The sequence below is a fragment of the Blastomonas sp. 34TW genome (assembly GCF_059803595.1).
The window spans coordinates 1-19,112 of record NZ_JAPFGW010000011.1; the positions used below are offsets into that span (position 1 = coordinate 1).

The following is a 19,112-nucleotide window of genomic DNA, read 5'->3' on the forward strand; positions in this document are numbered from 1 at the left end:
ACCGTATTATCGTTCGAGAGCTTCCTCAACCTCGCCGCCACCCGCCTATGGCTGAAGTCTTTTGTCAACACGGCCTAGAGAGCACAGTCGATAGCCGCTGGAACGGGGTGGATCGATCCATAGTTCCGCATCCGCATCCAGCCAGTCAACGTAATCGAGAAAAGCGTCCACAGTCATACCGCACCCCACTTGGCAATCGATTGCAGAAGGGCGCGCCGTTTAGTGGCCGGGATCAGATTGGCAAGTTCGGCTATCCTACATAACTTAGCCGATTCAAGATTTTGTGGGCATGTTCGCTGGGCAATTTGAGTCTATTGGGAAGAAAATGGATCCAACTGTTTTACATTCCTCGCACAGACTCTTATTCATTCATTGAATGGACGCTACGGAAACATGGGATCAGGCTAACGCCGCTACAGACCGTGCGATCAGCACGTGCCGATGCGCGCGTGTCGGCATTGTCGGAAGTTTTTACAAGTCGCAGTGTTCGTAGCGATGCGTTAACCACTTAGGTGCATGTAAAAGCGCGCTTCCCGCTTTCTGGCATAGCGCGTGCACTGGTACGCGCACAGTCATCTTCACTTCCGGCAGGGTGGTTCGCTTCACAGGTCTCGCGAACCCCCTGCCGTCCCCCTCCCCTTCCATCACGAACCGGCAAGCGACCGCAGCACCTGCATGGTGTGGGCATCGGCGGGGAAGAAGGTCTCGAGCGCGAGTTCGGACAGGGTGATGTCGCGCGGGGTGCCGAAGATGGTCACCGTGCTCATGAACGACAGTCTGCCCGCCACGGTGTCGATGATCATCGGCAGTGCGATCGGCGCGCGCCCGGGCGGGGCGTTGTCATTGGCCGAACCCGGATAGGCGGCCAGCTCGTCGCGCAGCTCGGCCAGCCCCGAATCGGCGGTCAGCTCGATATCGCGATCGAGCCGGTGCAGGATATAGCTGCGCCATTGTTCGTAATTGACGATCTGCGGCGCGAGGCCATCGGGGTGCAGCGCGAGGCGCAGCACGTTGACCGGTGGTTCGAGCAGGTACGGCGCGATCTGTTCGGTCAGCACCGCTAGCGCACCATTGGCCGCGACCATGTTCCAGTGCCGATCGACCGCCAGCGCCGGAAACGGCTCGTGCGCCTTCAGCAGATGCTCGACCGCCGCCAGCGCCTCGGCCATTTCGGGCGCCGTGAGCCCCGTCTCCTCGAATTCGGGCGCCAGGCCCGCCGCAATCAGGATCTGGTTGCGCGCGCGCAGCGGGATGTCAAGATAGTCGGCCAGCCGGATGATCAGGTCGCGGCTCGGCTGCGCGCGCCCGGTTTCGACGAAGCTCAGATGCCGGGTCGACATCTCGACCTCGAGCGCCAGCTGAAGCTGGCTGAGGCGGCGGCGTTCGCGCCACTGGCGCAATTGCGCTCCGGCGGGTTCATGGGTTCGGGTCTCGTTCTTCATGCGGACGAAACTAGCCGAGCGCGAGAACCGCCGCCATTACCTCGAAGGTCATCGGATCACCCCGCCAGCCCGACCACGGCAAAGGCAAGAAAGGCGAGCAGCCCGGCATTGCGGTTGCTGCGGAACTTGGCGAGCGGGTCCTGAGGGTCCGCAGGCTTCAGCGTCAGAATCTGCCAGGCGAGATGCACCGCCACCGGCAGCAAGGCGAGGAGCGCGACCCAATCGGGCCGCACCAGCCAGATCGCGCCGCCCCATCCGGCAATCGCGAGCGCATAGCACAGCGCGACGCCGGGGCGCACCGCGCTGCCCATCGCGCGCGCGCTCGACTTGATGCCGACCAGCGCATCGTCCTCGACATCCTGCAGCGCATAAATGGTGTCATAGCCGATCACCCAGGTGATGCAGCCGCCATAGAGCAAGAGGCCCGCAAGCGAGACCGAACCGGTCACCGCCGCCCAGGCGACCAGCGCGCCCCAGCTGAACACCAGCCCCAGCCAGACCTGCGGCCACCAGGTGATTCGCTTCATGAACGGATAGGCGGCGACCAGCGCGAGCGAGGCAATCGCGATCAGAGCGGCGGTGAGGTTCAATTGCACGAGCACGACCAGCCCGATCAGGCACAGGCCGATCAGCCAGGCCCAGGCGGCCTTCAGGCTCACCGCCCCGCTTGCCAGCGGACGTCCGCGGGTACGGGCGACCCGGGCATCGAGATCGCGGTCGACGATATCATTATAAACGCAGCCCGCGCCGCGCATCGCGATCGCGCCCGCCAGCATCCACAAAAGAAGCGGCCAGTGCGCGCGAAGACCGCCCGCCAATGCAAGCGCATAGGCGCAGGGCCAGTAGAGCAGCCACCAGCCGATCGGTCGATCGAAGCGCGCCAGCAGCGCATAAGGCCGCGCTGCGGCAGGCAGCATGGAGAGCAGGCCGCGGGTTTCGGTATCGGGAAGCGGGGTGGTGGTCATGGTCAAGGCTTAGCGGTGATTTGTTGCGCAAGGAACATGTCCCGGTTCCCCCGTGCCATTTTCATCGTCACCCCGCGTTCGGGGGAATGACGAGGGTGTGCTGTGTGATCACAGCCTCGTCCGCAAAGACCACAATTCAGGGAACGCGCGTTTGGCCAGTGTCGTGTGCAGGTACGCCGCCCCCGCCGTGCCGCCGGTGCCGCGCTTCATGCCGATGATCCGCTCGACCGTCAGCACGTGCTTGTGCCGCCAGGCCGCCATCGCGTCGTCGAGATCGACCAGCTTTTCGGCGAGCTGATAGAGATCCCAATAGCGTGCCGGCTGGCGATACACTTCGAGGAAGGCGTCCTCCACCGCCGGATCGGGTGCGTGCGGCTTTGCAAAATCGCGCTCCAGCAGCGAATCGGGAATGGCAAAGCCGGCGCGGGCCAGCGCGGCGATCGCATTATCCCACAGGCTGGGCGCGGCCAGCGCCTGCTGCATGGCGTCCAGCGCCTCTGGCCGGTCTTGCTGATATCTGAGAAAAGCGCCGTCCTTCAGGCCCAGCAGATATTCGACCGTGCGGAACTGGTCCGACTGAAAGCCCGAACTGGGCCCCAGCACGCCGCGGAAGCGCGAATAGTCGCTCGGCGTCATGGTCGAGAGGATATCCCAGCTCAGCGTCATCACCGCCTGGATGCGGCTTACCCGTGCCAGCCCCTTGTACGCAGGGATCAGCGCGCCGGAGGCGACCTGCGCATTGGCCAGCTGCAGCTCGCGGATGATCTGCTTGAGCCACAATTCCTTGGTCTGGTGGATGATGATGAACAGAATCTCGTCATCTTCCGACGAGATGGGGTGCTGGCAGGCCAGCAGCGAATCGAGCGCGAGATAGCGCGCATAGGTCATGGGGGGATCAAGGGGCGTATCGGTCATGCCCGGGTCATAGCGCCCGGCGGACCAAAGCGGAACCGCTCAGCGGTCGCTCTCGTTCGGCGCAGCGTCGCCCCTCGGCTCGGTCGCCGCATCCGGATTGGCCTGACGCTCGTCGAGCATTTCGGCGGCCTCGTCGAGCGCGCGGGCCTCGCCCACGGTCACGCCACCCGGGCCCGGGTCGTTCTCGGCAGGCCCGCACGAGGCCAGCCCAAACGCCATAATCCCAAACGACAAGGCCGCCGGCGCCAAAGCGCCGACGGCCTGTATCTTATCCAAGCTTCCGAAGAAGCGAGGCATTACTTCTTGGCAGCTTCGCCAGCGGCGGCAGCGGCGTCCTTGGCAGCGTCCTTGGCTTCGCCAGCAGCAGCAGCAGCCTTGTCGGCGCCAGCTTCGGCAGCGTCGACAGCGCCTTCAGCAGCAGCTTCGGTGGCTTCGCCAGCAGCTTCGGTGGCTTCAGCAGCGGCGTCGCCAGCAGCTTCAGCAGCTTCCATGCCAGCGTCGGCAGCTTCTTCAGCGGTCGCTTCGGTGGTGGCAGCTTCTTCGGTCTTTTCTGCGCCGCAAGCAGCCAGAGCCAGCGAGAGTGCGGCAACCGATGCGATCGAAATAATGCTCTTCATCTTGAACTTCCGTCCTTGTCTAAATGGCTGATAACCAGCCCAAAAGGAGTTAAACACGTCACAACCGTGCCGACAAGCTTCAGCCAAGCCCCCACTGTCGGACGCGCGCATCTAGCGCCCAAATTCTGCCTTTGCAATCTTTTTGGTTGGGATAAGCGACAAAGCGAAACACGGCTTTACGCTTGGCCCAGTCTGATGCCCACGCACCGCCGTCTCCCAAGCCCGATTGACCACATATAAAGATTTCTTTATATGACCCCTCATGGACATGGGAACGCTCTTCCGGGCACTGGCCGACGACAGCCGATTGCGCATCATGCTGCTGCTGCAGCTGATGGAGCTTTCGGTTGGCGAGCTCGCGCAGGTGCTCGATCAGAGCCAGCCGCGCGTGTCGCGCCATGTTCGCATCCTGGCAGAGGCGGGGCTGGCCGAGCGGCACAAGGAAGGCAGCTGGGTCTTCCTGCGCCCCGCGCTGCCGCGCCGCGACCACGAGGCCGCCAGGCTGCTCGACGCCTTTCTGCGCCGCGAGGACGCGGTGGGCGAGGCGCTGGCCGCGCAGCATGCCAGCGACCGCCAACAGCTCCAGGCGATTCGCAGCGTCCGCGACGCGCGCGCCGCCGATTTCTTCGCGCAGCATGCCGGCGAATGGGACGCGATCCGATCGCTCCATCTACCCGAGGCCGAGGTTGAGGCCGCGCTCGCCGCGATGATCGGCGAACGCCCGTTGGGCCGTCTGCTCGATATCGGAACAGGCACGGGCCGCATGATCGAGCTTTTCGGCCCGACCGCCGATCACAGCACGGCCATCGACCGCAGCCCGGAAATGCTGCGCCTGGCGCGCGCGAAGCTGCAGCATCTGCAGAGCGGCTCGGTCGATCTGGTCCAGGGCGATTTCTACGCGCTGCCGCTGGCCGATGCGGCAGCAGACACGATCCTGCTGCACCAGGTGCTGCATTACGCACAGAACCCGCAGGCCGTGCTCGATGAGGCCGGACGGGTCGCGGCGCCCGGCGCGCGCATCGCCATTGTCGATTTCGCACCGCATGCGCTCGAGGAATTGCGCGAGCGCGATGCGCACGCGCGCCTGGGCTTTGGCGACGACACCATGACCGCGCTGCTCGGCCATGCCGGCTTCGCGCTGATCGATACGCGCAGTCTCTCTGGCGGCACGCTGACCGTGAAGATCTGGCTCGGCCAGCATCGCGGCGAGCCGGCCCGCATCCAGCCCCATGATCAGACACACGTAACGCCCAGAAAGGCCGCTGCATGACCCTCTCTCTCAAACAACTGGCCGAAGCGCGCGAGGCGCTGGGCGCGCCACTGTTCGCGGGGCTGGCCGGTGATGTCGAAGTGAGCTTCGAGTTCTTTCCGCCCAAGACCGAGAAGATGGAGGCGACCCTGTGGGACACGCTGACCACGCTTGCCCCGCTCGGCCCCAAATTCGTCTCGGTCACTTATGGTGCCGGCGGATCGACGCGCGAACGCACGCACGCCACGGTCGCGCGCATCGCCTCCGAGACCGCGATCCCCGCCGCGGCACACCTCACCTGTGTCGATGCCAGCCGCGACGAGATCGACTCGATCGCGCAGAGCTATTGGGATGCGGGCGTGCGCCACATCGTCGCGCTGCGCGGTGACCCGCCGCGCATGGGCGAGAAGTTTGTCGCGCATCCCCAGGGCTATGCCAATGCGGCGGAACTGGTGAAGGGCCTCAAGCAGGTCGCGCCGTTCGAGATTTCGGTCGCGGCCTATCCCGAAACGCATCCCGATGCCGGTTGCGCCGACAGCGATATCGACAATCTCAAGCGCAAGCTCGATGCCGGGGCGGATCAGGCGATCACCCAGTTCTTCTTCTCGCCAGAAGCCTTCTTCCGCTTCCGCGATGCCTATACCCGCGCGGGCATCACCGCGCCGATCCTGCCGGGCATCCTGCCGGTGAGCAATGTCGCGACCACGCGCAAGATCGCAGGGGCCTGCGGCACCGAAATCCCGCAATGGATGAACGACCTGTTCGAAGGACTCGACGATCACCCGACCACGCGCCAGCTGGTTGCAGCCACCGTCGCTGCCGAAATGTGCCGCCGCCTCTATTCGGGCGGGGTGCGCCACTTCCATTTCTACACCCTCAATCGCGCCGAGCTGAGCTTTGCGATCTGCCATCTGCTGGGCCTGCGCGCGCCCAAGGTCGCCGCCGCTCCGGTGCTTCAGGAGAATGCCGCATGAGCCCCGCAGAAAAGCTCAAGTCGATCGCCGCCACGCGCATCATGATGCTCGACGGCGGCTATGGCACCCAGATCCAGGCGCATCGGCTGGAAGAAGCCGATTTTCGCGGGGGCATGGAATTCACCCATGACCAGAAGGGCAATAACGACATTCTCGCGCTGACCTGCCCGTCGGTCATCGCCGGCATCCACCGCGCCTATCTCGACGCGGGATCGGACATCATCGAGACCAACACCTTCAGCGCCAACCGCATCAGCCAGGCCGATTACGGCGCGGAGCATCTGGTGCGCGAGATCAATATCGAATCCGCCCGCGTCGCGCGCGAGGAAGCCGATGCGGCAGAAGCGCGCGACGGCAAGCCGCGCTTCGTCGCAGGCGCGATCGGCCCGACCAACAAGACGCTTTCGCTCTCGCCCGACGTCAACGATCCGGGCTTTCGCGAGGTCGATTTCGACACGATGCGCGACGTCTACCGCGAACAGTGCGACGCGCTGGTCGAAGGCGGGGTCGATTTCATCCTGATCGAGACGATCTTCGACACATTGAACGCCAAGGCCGCCGCGATGGCTGCGCGCGATGCCGCAGAGGCCGCAGGCCGCGAGGTGCCGATCATGCTCAGCATGACGATCACCGACATGGCCGGACGCAATCTTTCGGGCCATACCGTCGAGGCCTTCTGGCACGCCGTTCGCCACATCAAACCGCTCACCGTCGGGCTCAACTGTTCGTTCGGCGCGGATCTGCTGCGCCCGCATCTCGCCGCGCTGGCACGCCAGGCCGATACGCTGATCATGGCCTATCCCAATGCCGGGCTGCCCAATGACCTCGGCCAGTATGACGAGCTGCCCGAGCATACCGCCAAGCTGATCGGCCAGTGGCTGGAAGACGGCCTGATCAACGTCGTCGGCGGCTGCTGCGGCACAACGCCTGCGCATATCGGCGCGATCGCGCGCGCCGTCGCCAGCGCCCCGCCGCGCGCCATCCCGGCCCTGCCGGTCCAGACGCGCCTTTCCGGCCTGGAGCCTTTCACGATGGCGGCTTGAGTCCGATATGCCCTCTCTCCTTCAGGGGAGAGGGAAGAGCCGCGTAGCGGCGAAGGGAGAGGGGCACATCACAACCCTCTTCCGCATGTTCCCCTCTCCCAACCCTCTCCCCTGAAGGGGAGAGGGCGAAAGTGACAAGATGACCCAGTCTACTGCCCAGTTCGTCAATATCGGCGAGCGCACCAACGTTACCGGATCGGCCAGGTTCAAGAAGCTGATCATGGAAGACCGCTATGAAGAGGCGGTCGAGGTCGCGCGCCAGCAGGTCGAAAGCGGCGCGCAGATCATCGACATCAACATGGACGAAGGCCTGCTCGACGCGCATGCCGCGATGACGCGCTATCTCAAGCTCATTGCCGCCGAGCCCGATATCGCGCGCGTGCCGTTCATGATCGACTCGTCCAAATGGTCGGTGATCGAGGCAGGGCTGAAATGCGTCTCGGGCAAGCCGATCGTCAATTCGATCAGCATGAAGGAAGGCGAGGAAGAGTTCCTCAAGCATGCCCGAATTTGCATGGATTACGGCGCCGCCGTGGTCGTGATGGCGTTCGACGAGGTCGGCCAGGCCGATACCCGGGAACGCAAGGTCGAGATCTGCGAGCGCGCCTACAAGCTCTTGACCGGCATCGGTTTCCCGCCCGAGGACATCATCTTCGACCCCAATATCTTCGCGGTCGCCACCGGCATCGACGAGCATCGCCGCTATGCCATCGACTTTATCGAGGCCTGCCGCGACATCAAGCAGCGCTGCCCGCACGTCCATATCTCGGGCGGTGTATCCAACCTGTCGTTCAGCTTCCGCGGCAACGAACCGGTACGCCGCGCGATGCACAGCGTGTTCCTGTACCACGCGATCAAGGCGGGCATGGACATGGGCATCGTCAATGCGGGGCAGCTCGACATCTATGACGACATCGATCCGGTGCTGCGTGAAGCCTGCGAGGACGTGATCTGGGACCGCAGCGATGACGCGACCGAAAAGCTGATCACGCTCGCCGAGACCTTCCGCGGCAAGGACGAAAAGGCCGAGAAGGAAGCCGCCGAATGGCGCAGCTGGCCGGTGGTCAAGCGGCTGGAGCACGCATTGGTCAAGGGCATCGACGCGCATATCGTCGAGGATACCGAGGAAGCCCGGCTCGCTGCCGCGCGCCCGATCGAGGTGATCGAAGGGCCGCTGATGGACGGCATGAACGTCGTCGGCGACCTGTTCGGCGAGGGCAAGATGTTCCTGCCGCAGGTGGTGAAGTCCGCGCGCGTGATGAAAAAGGCGGTCGCGCACCTCTTCCCCTATATCGAGGCAGAAAAGGACCCGAACGCCAAGGGCAAGGGCCGGATCATCATGGCCACGGTGAAGGGCGACGTGCACGATATCGGCAAGAACATTGTCGGCGTGGTGCTGCAGTGCAACGGCTATGAGGTCGTGGATCTCGGCGTGATGGTGCCCTGGCACGACATCCTCAAGGCCGCGAACGACAACCAGGCCGACATCATCGGCCTCTCGGGCCTGATCACCCCCTCGCTCGACGAGATGGTGACCGTGGCCGAGGAAATGCAGAAGGCCGGGATGCGCATTCCGCTACTGATCGGCGGCGCGACCACCTCCAAGGTGCATACCGCACTGCGCATCGCGCCGGCGTACGAAGGCCCGGTGGTGCATGTGCTCGATGCGAGCCGCGCCGTCGGCGTCGCCTCCAACCTCGTCAGCGGCACGCTCGCCGAACCGTTCATCGCCAAGGTGGCGGAAGAATATGAGGCGGTGCGCCTGGCACGTTCGAACAAGGGGCAGAACGACCTGTCGCCGATCGATGTCGCGCGTGCCAATGCGTTCGTCGCCGATATGAGCCAGAAGCCGCCGGCACCGGCGCAGCCGGGCGTGCACGTCTTTGAGGACTGGGACCTGGCGGACCTGCGCGAATGCATCGACTGGACGCCGTTCTTCCGCGCCTGGGAGCTGGCGGGCAATTTCCCCGCGATCCTGACCGACGAAATTGTCGGCGAAAGCGCAACCTCGCTGTTTGCCGATGCCAATGCGATGCTCGACAAGATCATCGCCGAGAAATGGCTGACCGCCAAGGGCGTCGTCGGCCTGTGGCCGTGCCGGCGCGACGGCGACGACGTGTTCATCCATGCCGATGGCCAGGAAATCCGCATGCCCTTCCTGCGCCAGCAGATCGCCAAGCGCGAGGGCCGTGCGAACATGTGCCTCGCCGATTTCATCGATCCGGCGGGCGACTGGATCGGCGGTTTCGCGGTCACCGCGGGCCATGGCATCGACGAGCATCTGGAACGCTTCAAGGCAGCGCATGACGACTATAACGACATCCTGCTGAAAGCGCTGGCCGACCGTCTGGCCGAAGCCTTTGCCGAGCGGCTGCACCAGCATGTCCGCACCACCCTGTGGGGCTATGCGGCGGGCGAACAGCTGACCAACGAGGCACTGATCAAGGAACAATATCGCGGCATCCGTCCGGCGCCGGGCTATCCCGCCTGCCCCGATCACAGCCAGAAGCCGGTTTTGTTCGATCTGCTGAAAGCGACCGACGCCACCGGCATCACGCTGACCGAAAGCTTCGCGATGCTGCCCACCGCAGCGGTGAGCGGCTTCTATTTCGGCCATCCGGAAAGTGCCTATTTCGGCGTCGCGCGGATCGGCGAGGACCAGCTTGCCGACTATGCGACACGGCGCGGAGTCGATCTCGACACCGCGCGGCGCTGGCTGCGTCCCAATCTGGATTGATCGCAGGCGATTGACTCTGGACCGCTAAACCGCAAACTCCCGCCGCAAGCCCTGCTGCGACGGGTTTGCGGGAGGGGCATCGGCGCGTGACACCGTCTGAACTCAGCGCATATTTCTTCGTGCAGATGGCGCTGATCATCGGCACCTGCCGGCTTGTCGGCTATGCGGTGCGGCGCTGGCTGGGCCAGCCCCAGGTGGTGGGCGAGATGATGGCGGGCGTGCTGCTCGGCCCGTCATTGTTCGGCTTTTTCCTCCCCGACCTGCAGGCCGCGATCTTTCCGCCCGAAACCAAGAACGTGCTGTTCGTCTGCGCGCAGCTGGGCGTCGGGCTGTACATGTTCCTGGTCGGCCTTGGCTTTCGCTCCGACCATTTTCGCGCGCAGATCGGCAGTGCGGCGGCTGTTTCCTTCACCGGCATGGCGGTGCCGTTCATCGTCGCGATGCTGCTTGCACCCCGGCTGCAGAACGTGCCCGGCCTGTTCGCCAGCGACGTCAACCAGTTCCAGGCGACGCTGTTCCTCGGCGCGTGCATCGCGATCACCGCCTTTCCGATGCTCGCGCGGATCATCCACGAGCGCGGACTGACCGACACCAAGCTCGGCAGCCTCACCCTTTCTGCCGGCGCGATCGACGATGCCGCCGCCTGGACGGTGCTCGCGATCGTGCTGGCAAGCTTCGGCGACGGGCCGGGCGTCGCAATCAAGGCAATCGTCGGCGGTGCGAGCTTTGCCGCGTTCATGCTGATTTTCGGGCGCACGCTGCTCGCGCCTTTGGGCCGCATCACCGAACGCAACGGCAAGGTGACGCACTCGATGCTCGCCGCTGTGCTCGTGCTGTTCATGCTCGCCGCCTTTGCCATGGACTATATCGGCATCCACGCGGTGCTGGGCGGGTTCCTGCTCGGCATCTGCATGCCGCGCGGGATGCTGTCGAGCGAATTGCAGCGCCAGCTCGAACCGATCATCATGGTGCTGCTGATCCCGATGTTCTTCGCCTATTCGGGGCTGAACACGCAGCTGACCGTGGTCAACAATGCCGAGCTGCTCGCTATCGCCATGGGCATTCTGGCGGCCTCGATCCTGGCCAAGGGGGTCGCCTGCTACGCCGCAGCGCGCATCACGGGCCAGGACAATGCCACCGCCATGGCGATCGGCGCGCTGATGAACGCGCGCGGGATGATGGAGCTGATCATCATCAATATCGGCCTGCAGCGCGGGATTATCGGCCCGGCGCTGTTCTCGATGCTCGTCATCATGGCAATCGTGACGACGTTCATGGCCTCGCCGCTGTTCGATCTGGTCTATGGGCGCAGGCACAAGATGGAAGGTGAGGCCGAGCCGGTAACCGATGGACCCGCGCCTGTGCCGTGACGGGACGGCGCCCGCGTTAACCCTCTAAAGTCCGGCATTTCCCAGCGAGCATGGTATGACATTGGGCATGACCACGCTTCGCATCATCCTTGTCGCCGCGCTGGCCCTGATCAGTGCCCTTCCCCTGTTCGCGCAGCAGCGTCCCATGCCCTATCGCATCGCCGAGACCGGCAAGACCTATCGCTCGCTTTCCGATGCCGTGAACAAGATCGGCGGCGGCACCGGCACGATCGAGGTCGCGCCCGGCATCTGGCGCGATTGCGCGGTGCAGGAGGCGGGCAACATCACCTATCGCGCCGCCACCCCCGGCACCGCGATCTTCGACGGCGGTGTATGCGAAAGCAAGGCGACGCTGGTGCTGCGCGGCCGCAGCGCGCGGGTCGAGGGGCTGATCTTCCAGAATATCGGCGTGCCCGATGAGAACGGTGCCGGCATCAGGCTGGAATGGGGCGATCTCAGCGTCTTCAACAGCCTGTTCCGCAACAGCCAGCAGGGCATTCTCACGGCCCAGAATCCGGGCGGACGGATCGTCATAGACAAGTCGAGCTTTTCGGGCCTCGGCATCTGCGCCTCGGATTGCGCGCATTCGATCTATATCGGCGATTACGGATCGCTCACCGTCACCCGCTCGCGCTTCGAACGCGGCCAGGGCGGCCATTATGTGAAGAGCCGTGCTGCGCAGGTATCGATTACCGATTCGAGCTTCGACGACAGCCAGGGCAATGGCACCAACTACATGATCGACCTGCCCGGCGGCGCGAGCGGCGAGATCACCCGCAACATCTTCGTCCAGGGTCAGAACAAGGAAAACTGGTCGGCGTTCATCGCTGTCGCGGCCGAAGGTCGCAGCTACAGCTCCGCAGGGCTGCAGATCTACGGCAATGACGCCAGCCTTGCCCCCGGCGTCGATCGCGCCACCTGGTTCGTCGCCAACTGGAGCCGTGACCGCATCCCTCTGGGCGAGAACCGGTTGGGCAAGGGTTTGAGCGCCTACGACCAGCGGTAACCACCGGGTTCCGCAAAGCGAAACGTTCACCGAACGGCCATTGGTTTTGGCCCGCAAACCTTCTACATGGCGGCGATGATGCTGGCTGTTTTCCGGACCCTTTGGGCTATCTTCCTGCTGGCGCTTGCCCTGCCCGCTGCCGCCCAGCCGCTCCAGCGCGGGCCGAACAATATCGCCGCGTCCTTGGTCGCCGAAAGCGCCGATCCTGCGCCCGGCAGCACCGTCGATCTCGCCTTTGCCATGACGCCAAAAAAGGGCTGGCACGGATATTGGGAAAATCCGGGCGATGCCGGGCTCGGCATGACGCTCGAATGGACGCTGCCGAAAGGTGTGACGGTTGGCGAGCTTCGCTATCCCGTGCCGGAGACGCTGATCATCGCCGGGCTGATGAACCATGTCTATGAAGGCCCTTATGCGCCGCTGGTCGCGCTGAAGCTCGATCCCGCGCTCGCCCCCGGCACGGTGCTGCCGATCAGCGTCAAGGCCGACTGGCTGGCGTGCACCGACGAGATCTGCGTGCCCGAAAGCGCGACGCTGACCACTCGGCTGACCGTCGGCAAGGGCGGCATCGACAAGGCTGCGCGGGCCCGCTTCGACGCCTGGCGGCAGCGGCTGCCCGCCCCGCTTGGCTCCGAAGCGACATTTGCCCGCGCCGGCAAGATCCTGCGCATCGCCATCCCCTTCCCCGCCGCCGGTGCGATCGACGCCCCGCATTTCTTCGCGCGCACCGACAAGGCGCTCAGCTATCGCGCACCCCAGGCCTTTTTCCGCGACGGTGACCGGCTGATCGTCGAGACCGAGGTCGCGGGCAGCGATGCTGCTGAAATCGGCGGCGTGCTGCGCATTGGCGAGCATATGGGGCTCGATCTGGTGGCGAAACCGGGGGCCGTCACCCCCGGCGGCACGCGGATCGACAGCGCCGCCGGTACCACAAGAGCCGAGGGCGACATGCTCGTGCTGCTCGCCACCGCACTCGGCGGCGCGCTGCTCGGCGGGCTGCTGCTCAACATCATGCCCTGCGTCTTCCCTATCCTCAGCCTCAAGGCGATCAGCCTGGCCAAGGCGGGCGGCGACGAACGCGCGGCGCGGCGCGATGCGCTCGCCTATACCGGGGGCATCGTGCTGGTGTGCCTCGGGCTGGGTGGACTGCTGCTTGCGCTGCGCGCGGGCGGAGAGCAGATCGGCTGGGCGTTCCAGCTGCAGGACCCGCGCATCATTCTGGCGCTGCTCCTGCTGGTCACCGCCATAGCGTTCAACTTCGCGGGGCTGTTCGAGTTCGCGACCGTCTCGGCGGGGGGCAGCCTGACGCAGAAACAGGGCGCGGCGGGATCGTTCTGGACCGGCGCGCTCGCAGCCTTTGTCGCGACGCCCTGCACCGCGCCGTTCATGGCCGCCGCGATGGGCACCGCGCTGATCCTGCCCGTGCCTGCCGCGCTGCTCGTCTTTGCCGGGCTGGGCCTCGGGCTCGCGCTACCCTTTCTCGCGATCGGCTTCGTGCCCGCGCTGCGCCGGATGATGCCCCGGCCGGGCGCGTGGATGGGGACGTTCCGCCGCATCATGGCGGTCCCGATGTTCCTGACCGCGCTCGCCCTGGTCTGGCTGCTCGGCCAGCAGACGGGCAATACCGGCGTGCTGTTCGGCCTTGCCGCCGCAATGACGTTGGCGCTGCTGCTCTGGTGGCTGGGCGCGCGGCAGGGCGCGGGCAGGAGTGGCTGGATCGCACTTGTCCCGTCGCTGGCGGTTGCCGTCGCTGCCATCGTCGCCTTGCCGACCGAGGCCGCGCCGAACGGATCGGCCCGCGCCGCGAGTGCCACTCTTCCCGCCCAGCCGTTCAGCGAGGCGAAGCTCGCCGAGCTCCGAACCGCCAACAGGCCGGTCTTCGCCTATTTCACTGCCGACTGGTGCATCACCTGCAAGGCGAACGAAGCCGCCGCAATCCAGCGCGAGGCGACCGCAGCGGCGTTCAAAAAGGCGGGCGTGGTGGTGCTCGAAGGCGACTGGACCCGGCGCGATGCCGAGATCAGCCGCTATCTGGAAGCACAGGGCCGCTCGGGCGTGCCGCTCTATGTCTGGTATGCACCGGGCCAGGCGCCGGTGATTCTGCCCCAGGTGCTTACCGTCGATACATTGACCGCATTGGTCGGCTGAGGCTGCACACTACTCGCCGGCGCGTGCGATGACCTCGGGCAGATAGTTCTCGCCCAACGTGCTGCAACCATCCGCCAGCTCGTCGAGATCCTGGGTCATGCCCTTGTCGTCGGCCACCATCGCAACGGCGAAGACCTCGGTCTGCTCCTGCAATTCCTTTTCGGCGCGGTCCTGATTGCCGCCCGGTGCGAGCAGCATCGCGCCGGTCATGAACGCCGTCGCCAGCTCGGTCGCCTCGCCGCTGGTCTTCTTGTCGCCATCGGTGATGGCGGCCGCCGCCGAAAAGAACGCCGCGCAGCTGAGCAGGGCGTTATAGCCTTCCTTGTCCGACAAACTTTGAGCATGCGCGGGCGCAGCGAGCGAAGCCAGCGCGGCTGCGCCGACGGCGAAACGGGAGAAAAATTGCAAGGCCATGCAGGACGTCCGATCAGTCTTGCCCCGCCGGAATGCACGGAGCCACGGTGCGACCCGCTGGATCACGGGGTGCCGCTTTTCGCGGCGGATGGCAAGAGCCTCAGGCGGCGCGCTGCACGATGCGGTCGAGCTCGCTGCCGATCGCCCGCTTGGCTTCCTCGACGTCGAAATCAATCTGAAGCCCGAGGAAAAAGCCCTCGGACATCCCGAAATAGCGCGCCAGCCTCAGATCAATATCCGCATCGATCGGCCGGATTCCCGCAAGCAAGGCGTCTATGGTTTCCAGCGGGATGCCGGCCCCATCGGCCACTTCAACCGCTGGAATTTCGCTTCCGATCAGGAAATCCTCGCGCAGGATCGAGCCGGGATGGATATTATCCAGCCGGTCATCATCCTCAATGATAGTCCTCGATCCGGACATTATGCGCGTCTCCGTCAGACCAGTTGAACGTGATCGGCCACTGGTCGTTGATCCGGAGACGATATCGCAACGGTTGATAACCTTTCAACTGCTCAAACCTGTTGCCATGTGGGACGCGCAATTCCTGAAGCTGCTCGATGGAATCGATCTGCAAAAGCTTGCGCAAGGCAGTTTGCTGAATGTCCGGCGGCAGCTTGCGGCTGGGTGAGCGGAGCCAGACCTTCTCGGTTTCTGGAACGTATCATCCTGGCTTCTCCGTAAAGCCAAGCTTATGCAGTTTTCCAGCACCTGCGGTTACCGCCGTCATGTAGCGCGCAAGCCAAAGCCATGTTTGGATAGGCTGGAGAATTAAAATCCAAGAATCAAGCCGCCCTGACCGCATAAATCGCCGGGCGATAGCGGGGCTCGGGAATGGGGTGCCCCTTTTCGCGAGCGTAATCGAGCCACATCCCGATAGCGACTTCGGCCTCTGAAATCGCTTCGACCGGCGTGTCTCCGTGCGCGGAGCAAGGCTTGAGATCGGGAACGTCGGCGATCCAGCAATTGTCCTCTGACGACCAGAATACGTTGATGTGATAATGGTGCTGCATCATTCATCCATCTCAAGGCCTGCCTGCTCAACCATATCAAGAAACTGGGCGGCTTGATAGGCTTTGGCATCCTTGCCGATCGGCTGGATGATCAGCGGCCGTTCGAACTTTGGATGCCCATAGACATGGTGGCTGCCATCGGTGCGGTGGTGACGAAAGCCGAACGCTTCGAGCAACCGCACGAAATCTCGGAACGAAATAATGCCTGCACGGCCTGCGACGAGTTGCTGATAGAGTTTGCTGGGCTTGACCATCGGTGTTTCTCCGTAAAGCCAAGCTTATGTCATAGTGGATCCGCTTTCGTGGATAACTTATCTCTCAAAACTTCCGTTGCGTTTTCCCGTAGCGCATCTTGCGCGTGCCCGGCTTGCCTTCGGTCGCCCTGCCCTTAGGCGCAGCTACCCTTTGCTCGACCGGAAGGCCCAGTTCCTCCGCCTCCAGCTTGCGGATTTCGTCGCGCAACCTTCCTGCCTCCTCGAATTCCAGATCGGCCGCCGCAGCGCGCATCTTCTTTTCGAGGTCTTCGATATAGGCGCGCAGGTTGTGGCCGACCATGTGCGGGCGGTCGTCGACGCCGGTGTCGACCAGCACGCTGTCCTTGCTCGCGACATGCGCGATGATGTCGCCGATATTGCGCTTGATCGTCGTAGGCGTGATGCCGTGCGCCTCGTTATAGGCGATCTGCTTCTCGCGGCGGCGGTTGGTCTCGTTGAGCGCGCGCTCCATGCTGCCGGTGATGCGGTCGGCATAGAGGATCACGCGTCCTTCCACGTTGCGCGCAGCACGACCGATCGTCTGGATCAGCGAGGTTTCGCTGCGCAAAAAACCTTCCTTGTCGGCATCGAGGATCGCGACCAGCCCGCATTCGGGAATATCGAGTCCCTCGCGCAGCAGGTTGATGCCGATCAGCACGTCATACACGCCCATGCGCAGATCGCGGATCAGCTCGATGCGCTCCAGCGTCTCGACGTCCGAGTGCATGTAGCGGACCTTGATCCCCGCCTCGTGCATATACTCGGTGAGATCCTCGGCCATACGCTTGGTCAGCGTGGTGACGAGCGTGCGATATCCTGCGGCGGCGACCTTCTTGCACTCGGCGATCAGATCGTCGACCTGCTCCTCGACCGGCTTGATCTCGACCGGCGGGTCGATCAGGCCCGTGGGGCGGATGACCTGTTCGGCGAACACGCCGCCGGTCTGTTCCATCTCCCAATTGCCGGGCGTGGCCGAAACGCTGACCGTTTGCGGGCGCATCGCGTCCCATTCGTTGAAGCGCAGCGGGCGGTTGTCGATACAGCTCGGCAGGCGGAAGCCATATTCGGCGAGCGTCAGCTTGCGCCGATGGTCGCCGCGCGCCATCGCGCCGATCTGCGGCACGGTCTGGTGGCTCTCGTCGATGAACAGCAGCGCGTTTTCGGGCAGATATTCAAACAGCGTCGGCGGCGGCTCGCCCGGCAGGCGCCCGGTGAGGAAGCGCGAATAGTTCTCGATGCCTGCGCAGCTTCCGGTCGCGGCGATCATCTCGAGATCGAAATTGGTGCGCTGCTCGAGCCGCTGCGCCTCGAGCAGCCGCCCTTCGGCCTCGAGCTCCTTCAATCGCTCGGTGAGCTCGAAGCGGATCGCGGCTGCGGCCTGCTGCATCGTGGGACCCGGCGTGACATAGTGCGAGTTCGCATAGACGCGCACTTGGGAGAGCTTCGCGCCGGGCTTGCCGGTCAAGGGATCGAACTCGGCGATCGATTCGACCTCGTCGCCGAAGAACGAGATGCGCCAGGCGACATCCTCGTAATGCGACGGGAACAGTTCGAGCGTATCGCCGCGCACGCGGAAATTGCCTCGGGTGAAGCTCGCATCGTTGCGCTTGTATTGCAGCGCGACCAGCTTGCGGATCAGCTCGCGCTGGTCGACGCTTTCGCCCGCCTTGATGTCGAAAATCATCGCCGAATAGGTCTCGACCGAGCCGATGCCGTAGATGCACGACACCGAGGCGACGATGATCACGTCGTCGCGCTCGAGCAGCGATCGCGTCGCCGAGTGGCGCATCCGGTCGATCGCCTCGTTTACGCTCGACTCCTTCTCGATATAGGTGTCGCTGCGCGGCACATAGGCTTCGGGCTGGTAATAATCGTAATAGCTGACGAAATATTCGACCGCGTTTTCGGGGAAGAAGCTCTTGAACTCGCCATAAAGCTGCGCGGCGAGGATCTTGTTCGGCGCAAGGATCAAGGCAGGCCGCTGGGTCTGTTCGATCACCTGCGCCATGGTGAAGGTCTTGCCCGATCCGGTGACGCCGAGCAGCACCTGGTCGCGGTCCTGCGCCTTGATGCCTTCGACCAGTTCCCTGATCGCGGTCGGCTGGTCGCCCGAAGGCGTGTATTCGCTGACCAGCTTGAAGCGCTTCCCGCCCTCGGCCTTTTCGGGCCGCTGCGGCTTGTGCGGCACGAAGGTGCCATCGGTTTGCGGCTCTTCCAGCCCGCGTCGGATTACCAGTTCAGCCATGGCCAAGGATATGCGGAGGCGGGGCCACCGGTGCAAGGGCGGGGATGCGATTGCATTGGCCGGGGTGCATCTTTAGGGTCGCCTGCCAACACGGACATGCGGTCGCGCATCCCCTGATGGCACCTGGCCCCAACGGAGAATTCCCCATGAAGATGCAGACTGTTTCGATCCTGGCCCTGCCGCTGCTGGCGCTGGCCGCGTGCAGCGGCGGCGGCGGCGCAGACAAGGATGGCGACGGCAAGATCAGCAAGGAAGAGGTGGCCAGAGAAGCCGAATCGATCAAGTTCAGCCCCGGCGAGTGGGAGAACAAGGTCGAGATGCTCGACGTTGATTTTGCCAAGAGCAAGATGCCGCCCCAGCTTCAGGACGCCATGAAGCAGCAGGTCGGCAAACCGCAAGCCGTGAAGAACTGCTTGACCAAGGAACAGGCCAGCAAGCCTGGCGCGGACTTCCTCGCCGGAGCCGATAGTGGTGAATGTGCCTACAAGACGCTCGATCTGTCCGACGGCAAGGTCAATGCAGTCATTGCCTGCAAGGGCAAGCAGCCGGGCCAGCAAGGTGACATCAAATTGACCGGAACGTATACCGCGACCAGCTATGACATGCAGATGGATATGGTGATGAGCTCCAAGGAGTTCGGCAGCATGACGATGAAGGCGAAGAACAGCGGCAAGCGCATCGGCGAATGCAAGGCCTGATTGCCGATCCAATGAAGCCTGTCT

The 19,112-nt window shown here is 64.1% G+C and carries 19 protein-coding genes; 8 read left to right on the top strand and 11 right to left on the bottom strand.

The window, feature by feature from the left end; all coding sequences use genetic code 11:
- Nucleotides 1-644: 644 nt before the first annotated feature.
- The 5 genes from OPU69_RS14280 to OPU69_RS14300 form a co-directional block, all read right to left on the bottom strand.
- Nucleotides 645-1,442: a helix-turn-helix domain-containing protein gene (locus tag OPU69_RS14280; RefSeq protein ID WP_498511924.1), complete on the bottom strand. Its 798-nt coding sequence runs from the start codon at nucleotides 1,440-1,442 to the stop codon at nucleotides 645-647.
- 56 nt (nucleotides 1,443-1,498) lie between these two features.
- Entirely contained in the window at nucleotides 1,499-2,407 is a 909-nt protein-coding gene (ubiA, locus tag OPU69_RS14285) for a 4-hydroxybenzoate octaprenyltransferase (protein ID WP_498511926.1), read from the bottom strand.
- Nucleotides 2,408-2,515: 108 nt separating this feature from the next.
- Nucleotides 2,516-3,322, bottom strand: coding sequence for a tryptophan 2,3-dioxygenase (locus tag OPU69_RS14290; protein ID WP_498511928.1), 807 nt, complete (start codon nucleotides 3,320-3,322; stop codon nucleotides 2,516-2,518).
- Nucleotides 3,323-3,361: 39 nt separating this feature from the next.
- Nucleotides 3,362-3,541 (bottom strand): hypothetical protein, encoded by a 180-nt coding sequence (locus OPU69_RS14295; RefSeq protein ID WP_060977785.1) that lies wholly within the window; start codon nucleotides 3,539-3,541, stop codon nucleotides 3,362-3,364.
- 77 nt (nucleotides 3,542-3,618) lie between these two features.
- Nucleotides 3,619-3,939 carry a hypothetical protein gene (locus OPU69_RS14300; RefSeq protein WP_060977786.1) on the bottom strand — a complete coding sequence of 107 codons (321 nt, stop codon included), beginning with the start codon at nucleotides 3,937-3,939 and terminating at the stop codon, nucleotides 3,619-3,621.
- Between the two features lie 262 nt (nucleotides 3,940-4,201).
- On the opposite strand from OPU69_RS14300, the gene OPU69_RS14305 reads away from it, so the two are divergent.
- The 7 genes from OPU69_RS14305 (at nucleotide 4,202) to OPU69_RS14335 (ending at nucleotide 14,466) form a co-directional block, all read left to right on the top strand.
- Nucleotides 4,202-5,209 carry an ArsR/SmtB family transcription factor gene (locus tag OPU69_RS14305; RefSeq protein ID WP_082730707.1) on the top strand — a complete coding sequence of 336 codons (1,008 nt, stop codon included), beginning with the start codon at nucleotides 4,202-4,204 and terminating at the stop codon, nucleotides 5,207-5,209.
- Entirely contained in the window at nucleotides 5,206-6,162 is a 957-nt protein-coding gene (gene metF, locus OPU69_RS14310; RefSeq protein ID WP_498511931.1) for a methylenetetrahydrofolate reductase [NAD(P)H], read from the top strand. Before OPU69_RS14305 ends, metF begins: the two co-directional genes overlap by 4 nt.
- Entirely contained in the window at nucleotides 6,159-7,205 is a 1,047-nt protein-coding gene (locus tag OPU69_RS14315; RefSeq protein ID WP_060977788.1) for a homocysteine S-methyltransferase family protein, read from the top strand. Before metF ends, OPU69_RS14315 begins: the two co-directional genes overlap by 4 nt.
- Before the next feature lie 139 nt (nucleotides 7,206-7,344).
- Nucleotides 7,345-9,942: a methionine synthase gene (metH, locus tag OPU69_RS14320; protein ID WP_060977789.1), complete on the top strand. Its 2,598-nt coding sequence runs from the start codon at nucleotides 7,345-7,347 to the stop codon at nucleotides 9,940-9,942.
- 86 nt (nucleotides 9,943-10,028) lie between these two features.
- Entirely contained in the window at nucleotides 10,029-11,312 is a 1,284-nt protein-coding gene (locus OPU69_RS14325; RefSeq protein ID WP_498511934.1) for a cation:proton antiporter, read from the top strand.
- Between the two features lie 67 nt (nucleotides 11,313-11,379).
- Nucleotides 11,380-12,318 carry a right-handed parallel beta-helix repeat-containing protein gene (locus tag OPU69_RS14330; protein ID WP_060977791.1) on the top strand — a complete coding sequence of 313 codons (939 nt, stop codon included), beginning with the start codon at nucleotides 11,380-11,382 and terminating at the stop codon, nucleotides 12,316-12,318.
- A gap of 75 nt (nucleotides 12,319-12,393) precedes the next feature.
- Nucleotides 12,394-14,466 (top strand): protein-disulfide reductase DsbD family protein, encoded by a 2,073-nt coding sequence (locus OPU69_RS14335; protein WP_498511937.1) that lies wholly within the window; start codon nucleotides 12,394-12,396, stop codon nucleotides 14,464-14,466.
- A gap of 9 nt (nucleotides 14,467-14,475) precedes the next feature.
- Here OPU69_RS14335 and OPU69_RS14340 read toward each other — a convergent pair whose 3' ends face one another.
- The 6 genes from OPU69_RS14340 to uvrB all read right to left on the bottom strand — a co-directional run bounded on the left by OPU69_RS14340 (nucleotide 14,476) and on the right by uvrB (nucleotide 18,390).
- The gene (locus OPU69_RS14340) at nucleotides 14,476-14,880 is read right to left on the bottom strand and encodes a hypothetical protein (protein ID WP_498511939.1); all 405 of its coding nucleotides are present in this window, start codon (nucleotides 14,878-14,880) and stop codon (nucleotides 14,476-14,478) included.
- A gap of 100 nt (nucleotides 14,881-14,980) precedes the next feature.
- On the bottom strand, nucleotides 14,981-15,301 hold the full coding sequence (locus OPU69_RS14345) for a HigA family addiction module antitoxin (RefSeq protein ID WP_498511941.1): 321 nt from the start codon (nucleotides 15,299-15,301) through the stop codon (nucleotides 14,981-14,983).
- On the bottom strand, nucleotides 15,276-15,467 hold the full coding sequence (locus OPU69_RS14350; RefSeq protein ID WP_208597873.1) for a type II toxin-antitoxin system RelE/ParE family toxin: 192 nt from the start codon (nucleotides 15,465-15,467) through the stop codon (nucleotides 15,276-15,278). The genes OPU69_RS14345 and OPU69_RS14350 overlap by 26 nt, the downstream gene beginning before the upstream one ends.
- A gap of 196 nt (nucleotides 15,468-15,663) precedes the next feature.
- Nucleotides 15,664-15,891, bottom strand: coding sequence for a type II toxin-antitoxin system HicB family antitoxin (locus OPU69_RS14355; RefSeq protein ID WP_081097170.1), 228 nt, complete (start codon nucleotides 15,889-15,891; stop codon nucleotides 15,664-15,666).
- A complete protein-coding gene (locus OPU69_RS14360) occupies nucleotides 15,891-16,145 on the bottom strand; it encodes a type II toxin-antitoxin system HicA family toxin (RefSeq protein WP_498511943.1) in 255 nt (84 codons plus the stop codon). The genes OPU69_RS14355 and OPU69_RS14360 overlap by 1 nt, the downstream gene beginning before the upstream one ends.
- 64 nt (nucleotides 16,146-16,209) lie before the next feature.
- Nucleotides 16,210-18,390, bottom strand: a complete 2,181-nt coding sequence (uvrB, locus tag OPU69_RS14365) for an excinuclease ABC subunit UvrB (RefSeq protein WP_498511945.1) — start codon at nucleotides 18,388-18,390, stop codon at nucleotides 16,210-16,212.
- A gap of 146 nt (nucleotides 18,391-18,536) precedes the next feature.
- Here uvrB and OPU69_RS14370 point away from each other — a divergent pair, with 146 nt between their 5' ends.
- Complete coding sequence (locus tag OPU69_RS14370) at nucleotides 18,537-19,088, top strand: DUF3617 domain-containing protein (protein WP_060977797.1); 552 nt, start codon at nucleotides 18,537-18,539, stop codon at nucleotides 19,086-19,088.
- Nucleotides 19,089-19,112: the final 24 nt, after the last annotated feature.